The 16,338-nt window shown below is 66.1% G+C and carries 15 protein-coding genes; 13 read left to right on the forward strand and 2 right to left on the reverse strand.

The genetic code is table 11. From position 1 onward, the window contains the following. Window positions 1-79 precede the first annotated feature (79 nt). The 11 genes from WG923_RS14690 to WG923_RS14740 all read left to right on the forward strand — a co-directional run bounded on the left by WG923_RS14690 (window position 80) and on the right by WG923_RS14740 (window position 11,968). Window positions 80-1,318 carry a type IV pilus twitching motility protein PilT gene (locus WG923_RS14690; RefSeq protein ID WP_340351732.1) on the forward strand — a complete coding sequence of 413 codons (1,239 nt, stop codon included), beginning with the start codon at window positions 80-82 and terminating at the stop codon, window positions 1,316-1,318. Continuing rightward, window positions 1,308-1,613 (forward strand): IcmT/TraK family protein, encoded by a 306-nt coding sequence (gene icmT, locus WG923_RS14695; protein ID WP_340351733.1) that lies wholly within the window; start codon window positions 1,308-1,310, stop codon window positions 1,611-1,613. Before WG923_RS14690 ends, icmT begins: the two co-directional genes overlap by 11 nt. 125 nt (window positions 1,614-1,738) lie before the next feature. Then, on the forward strand, window positions 1,739-2,053 hold the full coding sequence (locus WG923_RS14700) for a toxin co-regulated pilus biosynthesis Q family protein (RefSeq protein ID WP_340351734.1): 315 nt from the start codon (window positions 1,739-1,741) through the stop codon (window positions 2,051-2,053). A gap of 11 nt (window positions 2,054-2,064) precedes the next feature. Further along, entirely contained in the window at window positions 2,065-3,651 is a 1,587-nt protein-coding gene (locus WG923_RS14705; protein WP_340351735.1) for a hypothetical protein, read from the forward strand. Window positions 3,652-3,670: 19 nt separating this feature from the next. Next, window positions 3,671-5,113: a hypothetical protein gene (locus WG923_RS14710; RefSeq protein WP_340351736.1), complete on the forward strand. Its 1,443-nt coding sequence runs from the start codon at window positions 3,671-3,673 to the stop codon at window positions 5,111-5,113. After that, on the forward strand, window positions 5,100-5,801 hold the full coding sequence (locus tag WG923_RS14715) for a hypothetical protein (RefSeq protein WP_340351737.1): 702 nt from the start codon (window positions 5,100-5,102) through the stop codon (window positions 5,799-5,801). The genes WG923_RS14710 and WG923_RS14715 overlap by 14 nt, the downstream gene beginning before the upstream one ends. A gap of 24 nt (window positions 5,802-5,825) precedes the next feature. Beyond that, on the forward strand, window positions 5,826-7,727 hold the full coding sequence (locus tag WG923_RS14720) for an ATPase, T2SS/T4P/T4SS family (RefSeq protein WP_340351739.1): 1,902 nt from the start codon (window positions 5,826-5,828) through the stop codon (window positions 7,725-7,727). Beyond that, window positions 7,727-8,842, forward strand: coding sequence for a hypothetical protein (locus WG923_RS14725; protein ID WP_340351740.1), 1,116 nt, complete (start codon window positions 7,727-7,729; stop codon window positions 8,840-8,842). The genes WG923_RS14720 and WG923_RS14725 overlap by 1 nt, the downstream gene beginning before the upstream one ends. A 47-nt stretch (window positions 8,843-8,889) precedes the next feature. Then, window positions 8,890-9,489, forward strand: a complete 600-nt coding sequence (locus WG923_RS14730) for a type 4 pilus major pilin (protein WP_340351741.1) — start codon at window positions 8,890-8,892, stop codon at window positions 9,487-9,489. Window positions 9,490-9,648: 159 nt separating this feature from the next. After that, a complete protein-coding gene (locus WG923_RS14735) occupies window positions 9,649-11,322 on the forward strand; it encodes a hypothetical protein (protein ID WP_340351742.1) in 1,674 nt (557 codons plus the stop codon). A gap of 55 nt (window positions 11,323-11,377) precedes the next feature. Continuing rightward, window positions 11,378-11,968 (forward strand): alanine-zipper protein, encoded by a 591-nt coding sequence (locus WG923_RS14740; RefSeq protein WP_340351743.1) that lies wholly within the window; start codon window positions 11,378-11,380, stop codon window positions 11,966-11,968. Window positions 11,969-12,168: 200 nt separating this feature from the next. Here WG923_RS14740 and WG923_RS14745 read toward each other — a convergent pair whose 3' ends face one another. Together WG923_RS14745 and WG923_RS14750 are read right to left on the reverse strand one after the other, a co-directional pair. Next, on the reverse strand, window positions 12,169-13,239 hold the full coding sequence (locus tag WG923_RS14745) for a hypothetical protein (RefSeq protein WP_340351744.1): 1,071 nt from the start codon (window positions 13,237-13,239) through the stop codon (window positions 12,169-12,171). A 200-nt stretch (window positions 13,240-13,439) separates the two neighbouring features. Continuing rightward, window positions 13,440-14,777: a HAMP domain-containing sensor histidine kinase gene (locus WG923_RS14750; protein WP_340351745.1), complete on the reverse strand. Its 1,338-nt coding sequence runs from the start codon at window positions 14,775-14,777 to the stop codon at window positions 13,440-13,442. A gap of 363 nt (window positions 14,778-15,140) precedes the next feature. Between WG923_RS14750 and WG923_RS14755 the strand changes: the two genes are divergently transcribed. Both WG923_RS14755 and WG923_RS14760 read left to right on the forward strand, forming a co-directional pair. After that, window positions 15,141-15,764 carry a hypothetical protein gene (locus WG923_RS14755; RefSeq protein WP_340351746.1) on the forward strand — a complete coding sequence of 208 codons (624 nt, stop codon included), beginning with the start codon at window positions 15,141-15,143 and terminating at the stop codon, window positions 15,762-15,764. Window positions 15,765-15,786: 22 nt separating this feature from the next. Beyond that, a complete protein-coding gene (locus WG923_RS14760; RefSeq protein WP_340351747.1) occupies window positions 15,787-16,317 on the forward strand; it encodes a hypothetical protein in 531 nt (176 codons plus the stop codon). Window positions 16,318-16,338: the final 21 nt, after the last annotated feature.

The raw sequence follows: 16,338 nt of genomic DNA on the forward strand, positions 1-16,338 counted from the left end.
ACATGCAGAGCAAAAAGGCGGCAGAATCCTGTAACGGCAGGTGTCGCTGCCACGGCGAGCGCCACCTGACCTTCGCAGCATGACCGGCACAGCATCCACCATCATCGACCTGAGCAGCGGCCCCCTCATCGAGGTGGTCGAGCGAGGCATCGACCGGCTGTTCCACGAGGGCGCGAGCGACATCACGCTCCAGAGCGACGACTACATCTGGGCGTACATCAACCGCCGCCACACCCGTGTCTCGAGTCGCCGCCTGGACGATTCGGAGCTGGGTCAGCTCACCACCCGCTTCTACCCTGGCGGCGAGAGCGGCATGGCCATCCTGGGTGGCGGCACTCCGCTGGACCCCGAAACGAGCATCCGGCCCCGCCTCGATCCGCAGAAGGAAGACTACGACCCGGACTACGAACTGCGTTGCCGGGCGAACATCACCAAATGCCGTGTGGGGACCTCCGCCAACGGGATCTCCATCACGCTGCGAACCATCCCAGGCACGCCGCCCGCGCTGGCATCGCTGGGGCTGCCCGAAGAGATCGTGCAGACGATGTTCCCCTCCCAGGGTCTCGTGCTGGTGGCGGGCATCACGGGTTCGGGCAAGTCGACGCTGCTGGCCGCAGCGAACGCTCATCGCCTCGCTGGCGACGAGCCCGTGAAGATCCTCACCTACGAGGACCCGGTCGAGTTCATCTACCCCCGACTGCCTGCATCGGCCATGGGCCCGGGCGGCCCGAGCGCGCGGATGCCCGAAGTCAGCCAGGTGCAGTTGCACTCCCACCTGGAGTCCTTCTCTCTGGTGGCGCCCAACCTGCTGCGGCGCAAGGCCGACGTGATCGTCATGGGCGAAATGCGCGACCGGGAGAGCATGGAAACCGGGCTCCTGGCATCCGCCACCGGCCACTGCACCTACGCAACGCTGCACTGCGAGACGCCCGCGGAGGTCATCGCCCGCGTAGTGAGTGAGTTCCCGTACGAGCGTCAGCCCGCTGTTGCCAACCAGCTCCTGGACAACCTGCGGCTGGTGATCGCCCAGAAGATCGAGCGCGATGTCTCCGGCAAGGGCAGGGCGTTTCGCTCCTGGTGCGTCTTCGACCAGGCCTTGAAGCATGCTCTGTCGGAGCTGCCGTTCCAGCAGTGGGCTCGCCGCATCCGCCAGCGCATTCTCGGGCGCAAGCAGGACTTCGCGCACCAGGCGCTCAGCGCGCTTCGTGCCGGCGAAATCTCCCCGGAAGCGTTTGCCCGCGTGGCCGGATTCAACCCGATCGAGGCGCGTGAATTCCTGCAGCACGCCGAAAGTGAGGAGGCCGCCTGTGGCAGCTGACTGGCCCAACGCAGTACGCGGCACGCAGCTGCTGTGGCTGCCAATTCCCGCCTATTCGGCCCTGCCTATCCTGCTTTGGGTCATGCACGCGCGCACCTGGACGTTCGTGCTGGCCCTGGCCGTTTGCGCGGCTCTCGGCACCCTCAAAGCCAAAGGCCGCGAAGTGCTGTGGGTCGTGCGCCGCTTGCATTCAAAGCTGCGTGGGGGAGTCGTGTACGCCCGCCCCGTCTGGTACCGCCGGCGCATGCAGCACCTGGACAGCTTCGACCTGGTCGAGCTGAGGGACCCCTTCTAGAAACATTGGAGATCATGTCGATGCGTCTGCTTCTACTCGCTCTAGCAGTTTGTGCCGGTGTATCAGCACATGCTGAATTCGTCGACGAGCGCGTGCCGGTCCCGGTGCCCGCGACGCCTGCGTCTGTGAGCGCACCTGCGCTCACCGCTCCTGCGATCGCCTTCGACGTGGCCGGCTCCGACCGCAGTGTGCGTGAGGTCCTCACGCGCTGGGCGCGCGCGGCGGGGTGGAGCCACGAGCCGGCGCACTGGACGCTGGACAAGGACTTCCCGGTGGAGGGCACGGCCGGTGCCGAGGTGTTCGGCGCGGACTTCAAGGAAGCCGCTCGCCGTCTGCTCGCCTCCACGGAGCTCACGGACCGCCCGGTTCAGCCGTGCTTCTACACCAACCGCGTGGTGCGCGTGATCCCGAAGGCCGGGCTCTGCGACAAGACCCAGTGAGGAACTCCCCCGTGAAAAAGCACCTTCTCTCGATCGCCACCGCCGCACTGGCGCTGGCCCTGGCTGGCTGCGCCAACGCCCCCAAGCGGGTGGCCGATGCGGCAAGCAGCGTGGGCGAGCGCATCGACACGGGCCATCAGGACATGCGTTCGGCTGCCCTGGAAAACGAGCGCAGGCGCGTGGCCTCTCAGGACGTGCAACGGCCCTTCATCGCGGGCAACAGCATGCCCGTGGCGCGTGAGGTCTCGATGCCCGAGCAGCTTCGCCGCAACGTGCCGGTGACGGCGATGTTCCAGCGAGGGGCGGTGGACCTGGACACGGCCCTGCGCCAGGTGTCCGACGCGAGCGGCATGCTGATCACCGCCACGGCGGACGCGCTTCTTCCGGCCGCGTCCTTCGCGCCGAAGACGGGCGCCGGTGGCGGTGCCCCCGCGGTGGTCGGTGGCCCTGTCCGTGTCACGCTGCCGGTGAGCTCCACGCCACTGTGGGTGCTGCTGGACGACATCGCGCGCCAGGGGTCGCTCTCCTGGCGGCCGGTGGACGGCGGCGCCGAATTCTTCCGCGTGGAGACGCGCGTGTTCCAGCTCGCCACCACGCCGCAAGTGGCCAACACCAGCGCGAGTCTCGGGCGCAACTCCTCGGGGCAGATCTTCGAGTCCACCTCGAAGACCGCATTCACCACTGCCAACCAGGACATGCTCAAGGGCCTCATGTCCACGGTGGATGCGCTGCTGTCGGTGGGAGGCAGGGCGCAGCTGTCGGCAGAAAGCCAGACCCTGGTGGTGGTCGACACGACGGCCAGCATCGCACGTGTGGCCAAGGTGGTCGAGGAACAGAACCGGCTGATGTCACGCCGCGTGCGCGTGGTCCTCGAGGTGCTGGAGGTGGTCGACAAGGATCAGTCCGAACTCGGCGTGGACTGGAACATCCTTTACGGCTCCGCGAGCCGCGTTCTGTCGAATGCTTCGCCTTCCACGATCACGGGACAGACGGCGGGGTCGTTCAGCCTGGGCCCCACCACGGGCCCCTTCGCCGGATCGAATCTGGTCGTGAAGGCCCTCAATGAGGTGGGGACGGTCGTCAACCGTCGATTCTTCCCGTTCCTCACCACCTCGGGCCGTCCGGTCACCCAGGCCATCCGCAGCACCTTCAACTATGTCGACCAGGTGCAGGCGACCACGCCGCCGGCGGGCTCGGCGGTGACCACCGCCGTGGCGCCCACGGTGACCCAGAAGGAAGAAACCGTCGGCACCTTCGTGACGCTCGTGCCGACGGCGAAGACGGACAACACCATCTTCCTGTCGCTCTCGTTCGACCTGACCAGCGCGCAGCCGCTGGTTCCCTTCACTGTGGGTTCTTCGGGCAGCTCGGTCACGGTGCAGCAAAAGACAATCGACGGCACTGGGTTCATCCAGGAACTGCCGGTGCGTTCTGGCCAGACGGTGCTGGTGGGCGGCCTGGAGGCCACGACCAGCCAGGACACGATCCGCCGCGTCGGGTCCGATGCGCCGATCATCCTGGGCGGCTCCAATGCAGCCAAAGTGACCAAGACGCGCATGCTGCTGCTGGTCACCGCGATCGCCGAAGAAGGCGTCTGAGCAGGAAGGCGCAGACCCCATGAAGCTCTTCGGCGCTCGTAAGGCGGCATCTTCGGCTGCAACGTCTCGCAAGAAAGGCGCGGGCCAGCGGCTCGAGTTGATCTACGAGAACGAGCACAGCTCCAAGGCGCTGGCGCTCGGTGTCACCTGGCGGTCCATCGCGACCAGCGGCGGCCGCGACGACGCGGTGAAGCAGGCGCGTGCCGCCGGCGCGAGCCACTTCATCTTCCGCAACCAGCAAGCCGGCTGGGGCCAGACCCCGGCTGACGTCGACGCGACGCTGCGGGTGTTTCCCGCCGCGGCCGTCGCAGCGCGCGCGCTCATGGGGGCGGCAATCGTCGCTCTGAAGTTTCCGCCGCGAGACTCCGTCGCCGGCGAGTGCGACTACTGGATTGCGGTGGTCCTCAACGGACAGCCCACGTCCGTGGACGAATTCCACAAGGACATGGACGACGCGGGCGCGCTGCAGCGCGTTCGCGAGCTGCTGGAGGAAATTGCCGGCAACAAGCCCGCCGTCCACACAAACATCCCGAACCACGGGCTCGACGGCGCCCGGCCGTTCGCACCCGACGAACTGCTGCGCGCCTCGACGCTCGAGAGCGACCAGCTGCAGCCGCTGCCCAAGGCGGCGCCGTCGATTCCCAAGCCGGTGCTCGCCATCGCCGCGGTCATGGTGGTCATCCTGGCTGCCAAGCAGGGCTATGCGAAGTACGAGGCATGGCAGCGAGCGCGCGCCGCGGTGCAGGCCCAGCAAGCCGACGTCGACCCCGAGCAAGCGTGGGCCGATGCCATCGCTGCCTGGGAGCGGGGTATTGCAGCTCCGAACGGCAAAGGCCTCGTGGCCGTCCGAGCATCGCTGGACAAGCTCGCGGTTGACTGGAACGGCTGGAAGCTGACCACTGCCAACTGCTCGGCCGCCGCGCCCGTCACGGCCGGCGCGGCAGCCACGCGCGCCTGGGGCTGCACCGCGAACTACACGCGCCAGGCCACGAGCAAGCCCAACCGCGAGATGAGCCAGGAGAGCCTGCCGGCGGGCTGGAAGCTCGCGTTCACGCCTCTCAACGGCCTGACCGTGTCGTGGACCGTGGACGAGCCCGTGCAGACGTTGAAGATCCGCGAGCTGCGCAAGCCCGAGTTCTTCAGCGTCGAGGTCGCAAGCCGCTTGCAACGCCTGGTTCCGGCTTTTGCCGGCGATCTCGGGTTCGGCTTCGCCGTCGTGACGATCCCCGCGCCCAAGAAGCAGGACGGAACGAACCTGCCTGGCGACCCGCGCGCTGAAGGAATCACCGTGGCGAGCCTCGCGGTCGGTGCGCCGCTGCGCTCCATCGACGCACTCATCGACGCCGACATCGAGGCGGACTGGCGAGCCCTGTCGGTTCGCTTCACCGAAGGTCTCGGCACAGGAATCAAAGGCTCGGCCGTGATGGCCGACGTCAAGGGGGAAATGTATGCGAAGCGCTAGCGTCATCCTGGCGGCCCTGGCCGTCGCTTGTGTCCAGGGCGTCCTCGCCCAGCCGGGGGCATCCAGCCCCGCGGTGCAGCCTCTGACGGCGCCTGCGGCGGCGGCGGTGCTGCCGTCGCCGAAGCCCTCCGAGTCCATGACGGGCAGCGTCACGACCGTGGGCGAACTGCTCAAGGTCGAGAACCAGCTCGCGCTGAAGGCCGCGCAGAAGGCCAAGCAGGATGCCGGCCTGGGCGCCGCACCCGTGGCCGTGGAGCCCGGCAAGCTGTCGAAGCCGCTGCCGCCGCCTCCGGTGCTGGTGCAGGTGGACTCCATCTTGGGCACCGGCTCTGCCCTGCGGGCGAACCTGATGGTGGGCAGCGAAAGCTTCGAGAACGTGCGTCCTGGCAGCCGTATCGCCACGTGCGAGATCGTGAGGATCGAGAACCGGTGCGTGGTGCTCCGGCCGGTGGAACTGCCCGGCAAGGCCAAGGGCCCCGCCTGCCCGACGGCTTGCTGGACCGGCGTGAAGCCAGTTGCTCCCGTCATGTCCGCAGGAGCGCCCGGCATGCCCGGTGCTCCTCTGCCTGCCGGCACCCCCGGTATGCCGCTGCCAGCCCCCATGCCGATGGCGCAGCCACAAGGAATTGCCTCGCCGGCGACCGGCGCATTCGGTGCGCCTTCCGCGCCCGTCGCCTCACGCAACTGACCGAGAACCTCTGAAGGTCTGTCCATGCTTCGCAAGCTGTTCTTTCCCAAGCTGAATGTCGCCGCACCTGGTGCGGGAGGCCGCCGTGTGGTGGCCACCGAGTCGCGCAAGCCGATCGGGGCCAACATCCAGCAGCGTGCGCCGGCCAACGATGCCGCGCAGCCGGCGGAAGCGAAGCAGGCTCCCCAGGGAAAGACGTTCGCAGGCATTCGCTTTGCCTCGGATGCGGAGATCGAGACCACCCACGACCTGGCGCAGATTCAGTTCTTCAAGGTGGTGAACGACGAGGTGAAGCTCGGCCAGCACCTGTATTCCCGCGTCGCGGTCGCTCAGACCCTCGCCAACGCCAAGGAATGCATCCTATTCGCCGACAAGCACAAGGCCACGCCGGACGAATTGACGTCGGTGGTCACGCTGCTGAAGAACCTCGGGTGGGCTCTGGCGGGCAACGGCCCGCAGGGCTACTGGCTGTCCTCGCACCTGGTGATGTCTCTCTCGCAGGGCCACATCAGTGCCGACGGCATGAAGAGTGAGCGCGACATCGCGCGCGACAGCGCCAAGAGCGCACTCCTTGCCAGCTTCATGTCCATCATCTCGTGGGCCTATGAGAACAATGCCGACGACGTGGACTTTGCGGTCGATCAGCAGTCGCCGCGCAGCCAGATCGCGTTCAAGATCGGCGGCCGCTACGTGCGGCCGGAGCGGTACCTGATCGCGACGGACACGATGGTGCAGATGCTGGGAATCGCCTGGCAGATCTCCAGGGGCGGCAGCGACGCGACCTTCCAGACCCGCACGGAGCAACAGGCCCGCGTCGAGCTGGACCTGCCTCCGAGCAAGAAGATGGAGAAGGGCGCTCGCGTGCGTCTGCGCTGGAGCGGCATGGCCAACGACAAAGGCACCGTCGTCACCATGCGGATCCAGCGCCTAGGCGACTCCGCGCGTATCCGGTCCCTGGAAAGCGCCGGCTACCCCCGCTCCCAGATGGACATCCTGCGGCGGGTGATTCACTCCGAAGGCGGCATGGTGGTCTTCTCCGGCGTCGTGGGCTCGGGCAAGTCCACGTCGCTCGCGCAGTTGCTGTCGATGCTGCCGCACGACATCAAGATGATCTCGATCGAGGACCCGGTCGAGCTCGAGATCCTGTTCATGTACCAGAAGACGGTGACCCGGGATCTGCAGGCCACCGGAGACGATCCGGCCTTCGTGTCCGCGGTGCGGGCGATCTTCCGCTCCGCGCTGGATGTGCTGCTGTTGGGCGAGATTCGCGACCAGACGACGGGCCTGCTGGCCCGTCAGGTCGCCGAGTCCGGCCACACGGTCTACACAACGACCCACGCCAAGGGCGCACTGGGCGTGATCGACCGATTCGCGTCGCCTGCGATCGGCATCCCCCGGGAGGTGCTTGCCACGCCGGACATCCTGAAGGTGCTGGTGTACCAGGCCCTGCTGCCTGTGAGCTGCCCACACTGCGCCACTTCGCCCGACGATTTCGCGCGTGAGCACGGTCTGCACGGGGCGGAGCTGGACGCGCACCAGATGTACTTCGAGCGCATCCATCGCCTGTACGACCTGGATCCGGGCCGGTTTCGCCTGCGCAACCCCAAAGGATGCCCTCACTGCCGCAAGGAGGACCTGCCTGAGCTCAATGGGTTCGCAGGGCGCACGGTGGTGAGCGAGATGATCGAGCCGGACGACAACATGCTGTCGTTCATCCTGCGTGGCGACAACGTGGCCCTCACCCGTTACTGGCGCTCGCTGGCGACGGGGCGCTTCGACGACGACAACCTCGTTGGCAAGAACGCCATGGAGTGCGCCATCTTCAAGGCGCAGCAAGGCGTCATCGACCCCCGCGAGATCGAACCTCGCTTCATGGCCTTCGAGACCGTCGAGGCCAAGCGCAAGCTGATGAAGGAGCTCGCCTGATGTCCAGCGGCAAGCTGCTGCCCTTGAAGGTCCGCAACGCGGCGGCGCGGTTTCGCAAGACGCGCGCCGACTACTACGAGTGGATGGCGGACCTCCTTGAGGCGAGCCAGGGCGAGCTGAAGATTCAGACCCTCTTCGAGCGCGACGCGCAGCGCTACCCGAAGCAGGCCCGAGGCATCCTGGCCGACCACTGGGCGACCACCTTCGGCAGCAACGGCGGCAACCTCGCGGATGCCTGGCAGGGCACGTTGCCGGACGACGAGGTGACGATCATCCGGATCTCACAGAACGCGGGCGACGACGCGCTGCGCGCAGCACTGCGCGACGTGGGCCGCGTGGCTCGCCTGGGCGACAAGGTGAAGTCCGCGGTCTGGGGCACGCTCTTCGCGGGCATCTTCGGCGTGTCGGTCGCAGCCGTGATGCTCACGGTGTTCCCGATCTTCGCATCGGCGAAGTTGCAGGACATCTATGGCTTCATCCCGGTGGAGGAGTGGGGTAGCAAGGGCAAGGCGCTCGTGCACCACGCCGAACGCGTGAAGAGCCTGGGCATCTACGTCCTCTTCGCGCTCGGCTTGCTGCTGACGTACGTGCAGTGGACGATGAACAACATCACCGGTGCCAAGCGGGAATGGCTGGACAACCGGATCGTGCTGTACCGGGTGATGCGGGACATCAAGGGCGCGCTGTTCCTCGCGACCATGGCGACGCTGACGCGCCGGCGCGGCAACACCATGTTCACGCTCCACCAGTCGCTCACCGTCTTTGTGGAGAGCGCGCGCTCGGCCTGGCTGCGCTGGCGCGTGCAGCAGATCGTGGACCGCATCGACCAGTTCGGTGCCACGGACGCGGAGTCGTTCAACACGAACCTGCTGTCGCCGCCGATGTACTACTACCTGCGCGACACGCAGGAAGCACGCGGATTCGCAGAAGGCTTCGAGGAAACGGGCAAGTACGTCGAAAAGACCATCCTGGACGGGCTCATCAAGCGCCTGACCGTGTACCGCTGGGCCCTGCTGATGCTAGCCGTCATCTCCGTTGCCGGGGTGGTCGGCTGGATGGTCGCGATTCCCTACGAAATGAAAGGCGTCATGCAGATGTACTTCTCCAGTCGCTGACGCCCAGGCGCGCTCTCCAAAGTCTATTCCTCCACTGTGCATCAACCATGAAAGGACACACCATGCACAACATCACCACCACCACGCTGCGTCGCAACGGCAAGAAGCAGAGGGGCTTCACGATGGTCGAACTGATCGTCGTGCTGGGCATCATCGCCCTGCTGGCCATCTTCGGCATGCCCTTCGCGCGCGCGCTGATCATCGACGGCAAGGTGCCCGACGTCGCGCAGGACATCAACAAGACGGCCACCAAGGTGCGCAACTCCTACGCCGGCGGCGGCGCGACCCCGTACAGTTCGATCAACACGGCGGGCTTCGCGAACCTCTCGCGCGGGCTGGCGGGCTCGATCACCGTGACCGGTACGGGCGCGGCCGCGACGATGAGCCATGACATCGGCCAGACGGGCTCCACGATCACCGTGGCATCCAACACCATCACCACGGCCGGCGACTCCTTCGCCGTGACCATGAACACGGTGAACGAAGCGGCTTGCCCGAGCCTGGCCGCCCAGCTGGGCAAGGCCGCCGAGCAGATTTCGATCAACGGCACCGTGGTGAAGGCGGTGAACGGCACCTTCAACAGCGCCACGGCGTCCACGGCCTGCACCACGGGCGACGGCAACACCTACGTCTTCGTCTTCCGTTAAGTGGGGGCGCCCCGTCCGGCTGGGGGGGGCTTTTGGCGGGGCCGGTGCCGGTGGTGCCGGCCCCTCCCGAGTGATCGCTCTCGTCCAGCCGTTTGCGGCCGGCATCGCAGTTCAGAAGAACAAGCACCCCCACTGATTCCGTACCGCCAGGAGCCATCGATGTTTAGCCAGCGCCTCGAAGCCGCCCGCCGCAAAGCGCAGCGCGGATACCTGATCGTCGAACTGATCATCTACCTGGGTCTGGTGGCGCTGCTCGCGGTGTACGCCAACGGGCGCATGGCGCGAGACAGCGAAGAGACGCTCGCGCAGGGTTCCGCGGCTTACCTGGCCACCGTGGCCACTGCGGCCCAGAGCCTGGTCATGATGAATTTCACGGCCTACTCGAACAACACGCCGGTCGCAGGAGTTGCGACGCTTCTGGCCCCCACCCTGGCCGAACTGCGCACGCTGGGCCGCCTGACCTCCGCGTTTCCCGTCGCTCCGAATTCGATGCCGACGCGGCAATCCGTTCAGGTGAACATCATCCGCACCGGCTGTCCGGGAGCGGGCTGCACCGTCACGGCCGTCGCCTGCACCACTACTCCGGTGACGCTCGGCGGCGCAGACATCAGGTTCGACCTAGCCGCGACCATGATGAGTTCGCAGAGCGGAGGCACGGGCGGTCTGGCTGCCTACGGCACCGGTGGCGGCACGATCCGCGGCCCGGTGCTCAGTGTGGCCAACCCACTGGGAGCTGTCGAAGGCATCGTGTGCGGCTCCGGGGTGGTGGATGCGGGGATCTACGCCAGCTTCCTGCAAGTGGCTGACACTCGCAACCCCAACTTCCAGGGCTCGTTCTCTGTCGCGGGTACGTCTGCGTTCGCTGGCGCAGTCGCAGTGGCCAACGACCTCACGGTATCGAACAACCTGACCGTAACGGGGGCGGCCTCGTTCGCGAGTGGTTGCGCTCGGATCCTCGCCGCAACAGGACGCGCGGGGTTCGGCTGTGCAGACCCCAATGATCTTCCCGCCGGGTACACCGGCGGCGCCAGGGCGCCCGACGTGGTCGTGAGCGGCAGTGTGCTTGCCTCGACGGCTCCGGCGGCATTCACTGGCGCCAACGGGAACTATGCCTATGTCGGAGTCGCCGGCGGGGTCGGCGAAGTCCGCACGTCAGGGCGTGCAGTGGCGGACCGGATCCTCCCTACGGGAAGTTACGCAGCCGGCGCTGCGTGTGCGGCCGCCGACGAGGGCGCTATCGCGCGCGGCAACCCTAACGGGCTCGTTACCTGCAGGAGCTCCGCCTGGAGGACGCTGATGGAGTTCGCAGCGCTAGGAGGCGCCTGTGGGCCCAACGGAGCGATGGCGGACGACGGCACCGGCGCAAAGCTGCTTTGCGCGGGCGGCGCCTGGCGGGCAGTCTCCGATCTCTTCCAGGCGGCCACTCCGGGTGCGGCCTGCGCGCAGTCGGGTCACGTCGCGTACGACACCGCCAACGCCAACGAGGCTTTGCTTTGTCGCACTAACCCGGCCGGCGGCGGCGCGCGCTGGATGCGATTGCGGGATGTGACCACCAACTTGGTGTTCGTGCAGTCCTACGAGGTGACCGACATCGGCTGGGGCGGCAGCGGCCAGGTTTCAAAGCCTGTCTGTTCGCCGGCGGCAGGGATGTCGGCCACGTCGGTCATCCAGCTGGTACCCAAGGCTTACGCGTCTAGCGACGGCGGCTTTGCGGCCTATGCGATCGACACCGGCGCCGTTTGGCAGGTCTTTCTGAGGAACGGTAGCGGCGGTCTGCTGACCGGTAGCCCCAACGCGCGTGCCTTGGCCAACGTCTTTTGCTTCTACGCGTAGTTCTCAATAGAATCTAGGTGCAACCTGCGTTTCTCGCAAAGGGGGAGTCCCTGAAATGAAACTGATGCACAACATCGCTGCCGTCGCGGTTCTCGTGGCGTCGTTCGCCGCAACAGCGCAGTCCATTCCGGCTCCTGCCGGGTCGACCGATTCCGGTGTTCGCGCCGTTGTGGGGATCACTCCGGTGGACCTGTCTGGTTACGCGACGAAGACGGACGTGAACAACGTCGCGAACACGGCGTACTCGGCGTACAGCACGGCCGTCACGGCCAACAGCACGGCAAATACCGCCTACAACACGGCGGTCTCCGCCAACAGCACGGCGAACAGCGCGTACAACTACGGCTACAGCGCCTACACCAATCAGGGCTGGAACAGGCCGTGGTCGCAAGCGTTTGCGGGCCAGACCAGGTACGCCTGCGGCGATCCGGGTTGCATGTACGCTTACCTGGACGGCAACGGATACCTGTCCTGGCGGATGTCCTGGTCGTCGTACTGGGTCGCGGCCGGCTACCCCGGAAACATGTGCGTTCCGATCACTGCGAGTTCGTTCCCGGGAACGTACGTCGCGTGTCCAAGCAGCTTCGACTACTACGGTCGTCCCACCGATTGGTCCGTGACCTACTCGAATGTGATCTATCGGTAAGGCGCTGCACTCCGCCGAAAGACCCCGCCTCGCATGGCGGGGTTTTTCGTTTTGGAGTGCCCGGTTCGCAATGGCAGTCGAAACCTCGCGGGCTTGGAATGCGCGGTGTGCAGTCTACTCACCGGAGATCCGCCGTTCAGGCAAATGAAGAAGGGGGCCAACCTGGCCCCCTTCGGAATCCTATCCCGTCGACCCCTCCCCTAGGGAAGATAGGTTCCGCTCCAGGAGGCCGTCGTGGCGTGCGAGATACCGATCGCATCCAGCTCCGACAGAAGCGCGCCGGAATAGGCAGCGCTGAAATACGCAGTGTTGACCGTCAAGCTACCGGCCTTCACCAGCGGGTAGGAGTCCACAAGAGCCTTCTCGGCGGCCGTCCAGATCGTCTGGATCGCTGCCTTGGTGGCGGCGCTGGTGCGGATCGTGTCGTATGTGGCTGCGTTGTTCAGGCGGGCCGCCTTCAGATAGGTCTCCAGGAACACCATGAAATTCACGGTGCCTCCCAGGTCGGAGTCCAGGCTGCCTGAGGGCAGGGCGAGCTTGCCGAGCGCATGCGCTTGCGTGGTCGTGCGCGCCGCGCCGGCGTAGGCGGCGAATTCGTCCAGCAGCACGGTGAAGTCGTTGCCGGCGGCCGCGCCGGTGATATACGTCGCGAAGCGCGGCTCGGGCTTGAGCGCCGTGTCGATCATCGTGTCGACGATCCTGGTGGAGGCGGTGTCGCCGCCCTGCAGGCCCGTGTCCACGATGTTGCCCAGGAACAGCGTCTTGTATCCCGCCGGCGCGCACAGCCGCAGCACGGAATCGGTCATGTGCAGGGTCTCGTGGGTGGCAATGCCGAGGCTCAGGAAGTTGACGCTGCCGCCGAGGCTGGCGATCCAGTTCGCGAAGTCGTAGGGGCGACGGATGAAGACCTTGTAGGCGTGGTCGGCGTCGACTGCCTGCAGGTAGTCGTTGATCTGCTTGATCGTGGTGTTGGACAGGTCCAGCGCCGCAACGGCGGCCGCATCGTTGGTGAAGCGTGCGCAGTCGGCCACGGTGTAGTTCGGCGCAGCCAACGCGACGACAGCGATGCCGGGATCAGTCGCTGCCGGGGTGGTCGTGCCTCCGGTCGTGCCGCCCGTGGTGCCGGCGGTGCCGGTGGTGCTGCCCGTGGTCCCGGCGCCCACCGTCGTGCCACTGGTGGCGGATCCGTCTCCGCCGCCGCCACCACCACCGCAAGCGCTCAGGATCAGGGCCGTCGCAATCGCCGCCGCAGTGAGGACCAGGTTCTTCATGCTATCCCTCCAAGTTGTGTATGTGCCGCGTGTTTGCCTCTTGCTCAACGCGGAAAGTCCGATGACCTTGAACCCAAGTTAATGCCCCCCGTCAACAGCGTCAAACAGACCTGGCGCTGTGCCATCTGCGGCAGTGCATCAGCGCAATGGGCGGCGGAAGCTGGGTCGACTCGAATTGAGTCGGCGGCGCGATCGCTTGCTCACCGCAGCGGGGTGGGCGAGCTCTCAAAGGTACTGGAGGGCTCTGTGGTGAACTCGAGCACCACCTTGGTACCAACATCGATCTCCGAGGTGACGTCCAGGCTGGCGCCGAAGCTCTCCAACACCCGCCTGCAAAACAGCAGGCCCATGCCGAAGCCGCCGTCCTCGCTGTTCACGGGTTCGTGAGAAACCTTCTCAAGCAGGTCCTTGGCCATCCCTGGGCCGTTGTCGGAAAAACGGATCCAGCCACGTTCGCCCAGTTCGGTCAGGCGAACTCCCGTTTCGATCTCCAGTCGGGGGTTCTGCTGCCCGTGCAGGCTGGCAAGTGCGTTCTTGGTGATGGTGCGCAGTACGAGGAACAGAAGGTCGCGCCTGGCGTCTGCGATCACGAAGTTCACCCTGGGAGAGACCGAGACGCACTGCAACTCTCCATTCTCGAAGGGGTAGTCGCGCAGCAGTGCGGTCAGCATGCCGATTGCGGAGACGGACTCGCTGGAGGCCTTCGGGAAGGTGTCGCGCGCGGTCTGGACGATGCTGGAGACGACTGCTTGGCAGAAGAGTGCCGCTCGCTCAGTGCGTTCCAGCACGTTCGCCAACTCCCGCGGTTGCCGCTCGCGCATCATGACAAATCCGCTCGGAGCCGAGGTGGCCTCCGCCCCCTTGAGGCTTGCTTGCAGGCCCGCGACATTGAGCCGGACCGTGGCCAGCGGCGTGTTCAGCTCGTGAGCCAGGAAGCCCATGCTGTCCCGCAACGCGGCGATCCTGCGCTCATTTTCCGCCTGACGCGCCGCGAGCTTGCGTTCCGTCTCCACCTGCTCGGTGGACACCTTGAAGATGTAGCCGAAGATGGCGATCACCACCATCGCGGGCGACTGGTCCAGGACGTTGTAGGGAATCGGCAGTTCAGGGTATGCGAGCCGGAACAGCACGAACGCGCTCCCAATTCCCACCAGCATGGAGGCGATCAAGTTGCGCCAGTCCATCAGCAGTGTCAGGAAGCAGACCATCATGAACAGGTTGGACACCATGCTCAGCCCGCCCCCACGCTTGAGGGCTTGGAACGTGCAGAAGAAGGGCAGCGAGTAGCAGATCGCGAAGTAGGCGAACGGCAGGAAGTACTTACGCAGGCGCACGGGCCAGTAGTCCTGGAGGGCCAGGCCTGCCATGAGCACGATCGCCACTAGGCGCGTGGGCCAGTCGTCGAGTGGGTCGGGATTGGGCCGTACGAACCGCAGGAAGTAGAAGGACACGTAGGTCAGGCCGCCGACCACGCCGATCAGCTTGAGGCGGGGGCGCCCATACGTGTGGTAGGCCTCGAAGTGCCGATAGAGGTTCACCAACCACTGCAACAGCCGCCGTAGAGCCAAGACGCGGGGCGTGCCCGAACGACCGGCACTCTTTCCGTCTTCTGCCATGGACAGAAGGGCGTGAAAGTGGGAGGCGAGATTGGGTGGCACGGAGCGCAGTGCGTACTTCGAGAGCAGCCTGAAATTCTCGCCGGCGGATTTGTCACGAATCAGACATAGATCAAGGTCGGTGCGCGAGGCGTTGTGATGTGCATACGCCCTCATCCTTTCGAATGAGGATGCCGTCTTGAGTAAGGGATGCGTCAGGCTGCTGGGATTCGCCTATCGCCCATTTTCATAATCGAATCGGTATCTATACAATGGTGCAAACTGGGTAAGCAAATTCGCCAGCACATGAACTCCGTGACCAATCACATCTTCTACGCCGCGGCGACGACCGCGCCTGGCGCCGCCGGCGAACTGCTCAGCGTGGCGCTGATGCAGACGAAGGGTCCGTGGTTCTATGCGGAGGTCGTGGATGCATGCGCGGCGCTCACGGGAGAGCAGCGCGCGGGCTTGAAACTGCGGTGCGTGCCTCGCACCCGTTTTGTCCGACGCGACCAGCTGGCCATGGAGGTCGCTGCGTGGCTCGCCAGGGTAGCAGCCGGTCCGCTGGTGATCCGTGTGGAGACGGACGCTACGCGCAGGCTCATGGCCCCGCTGCTGGAGTCCGCTTCGCAAGTCGCCGAGGAGAAGGTGTCCGCCACCTGGCGCATTTGCCGCTTCAGCAACGCCTCCCTGCAGGATTTCTACGAGCGATCTGGCGAATTCCCGCCCGGAATCCACAGCCTGGTGGACGCCGTGGGCCTGACGGTGTGCGACCTCGATCGGCACGAGAAGATGGACCTGGAGCAGATTCATCACCTCGAGCTGGTGATGGGCACGAAGGGCGCGCTGGGATTTCGCGCCTGGGGCCGGCGCCATGAAGCGCGCAACACCCGCCTGCCTCATCTTCCCAGTTCGCCTGCTTTCGCCTGAACCAGTTCACGGGAGAACAGCCATGACCTCGAACTTGCTGCAAGCCGCTCGCACCTCTATCCGCAAGAGCCTGGCCAGTTCCGCCGCGCTCGTGGCGATCGGAGTGGCCGCGGGGCTCACGCCCGATGCCGCGCGGGCGTGGGGCTCGGAGTACGAAAGCGCCGGTCGCACCATCGGCTCCGTCCTGGGCAACGCCGCGGGCGGCGGCGGTGTCTTTTCGCCCACAGCACGGATCGCTGGCGTGATCGGCGAGGTGCTGGGAGGCCGATTGGGCCGCCCCATCGACCAGGCGGCCGAGGAACAGCGCCGTGCGCAAGAGGCCGCGCGACAGGCGCGCGACCAGGCGCAACGCGACGCGGCTTACGAGGCCGAGCGCCGCCGCCTGGATCCGAACTACGACCCGCGCGCCACGTACAGCGATATGGCCAACCGGGCGGCGTGGTCGACGCAGCAGAGCAACGCCATCGCCAACAACCTCAACGACATCACGAACCGGATGGAGCAGACCGCGCGGGAGTACCGGCAACGCAACGCGAAGGCGCTGGGCTACTGATTGCGTTTGCTGCCACTTCCG

Source organism: Ramlibacter sp. AN1133 (assembly GCF_037890035.1).
Classification (GTDB): Bacteria; Pseudomonadota; Gammaproteobacteria; order Burkholderiales; family Burkholderiaceae_C; genus Ramlibacter.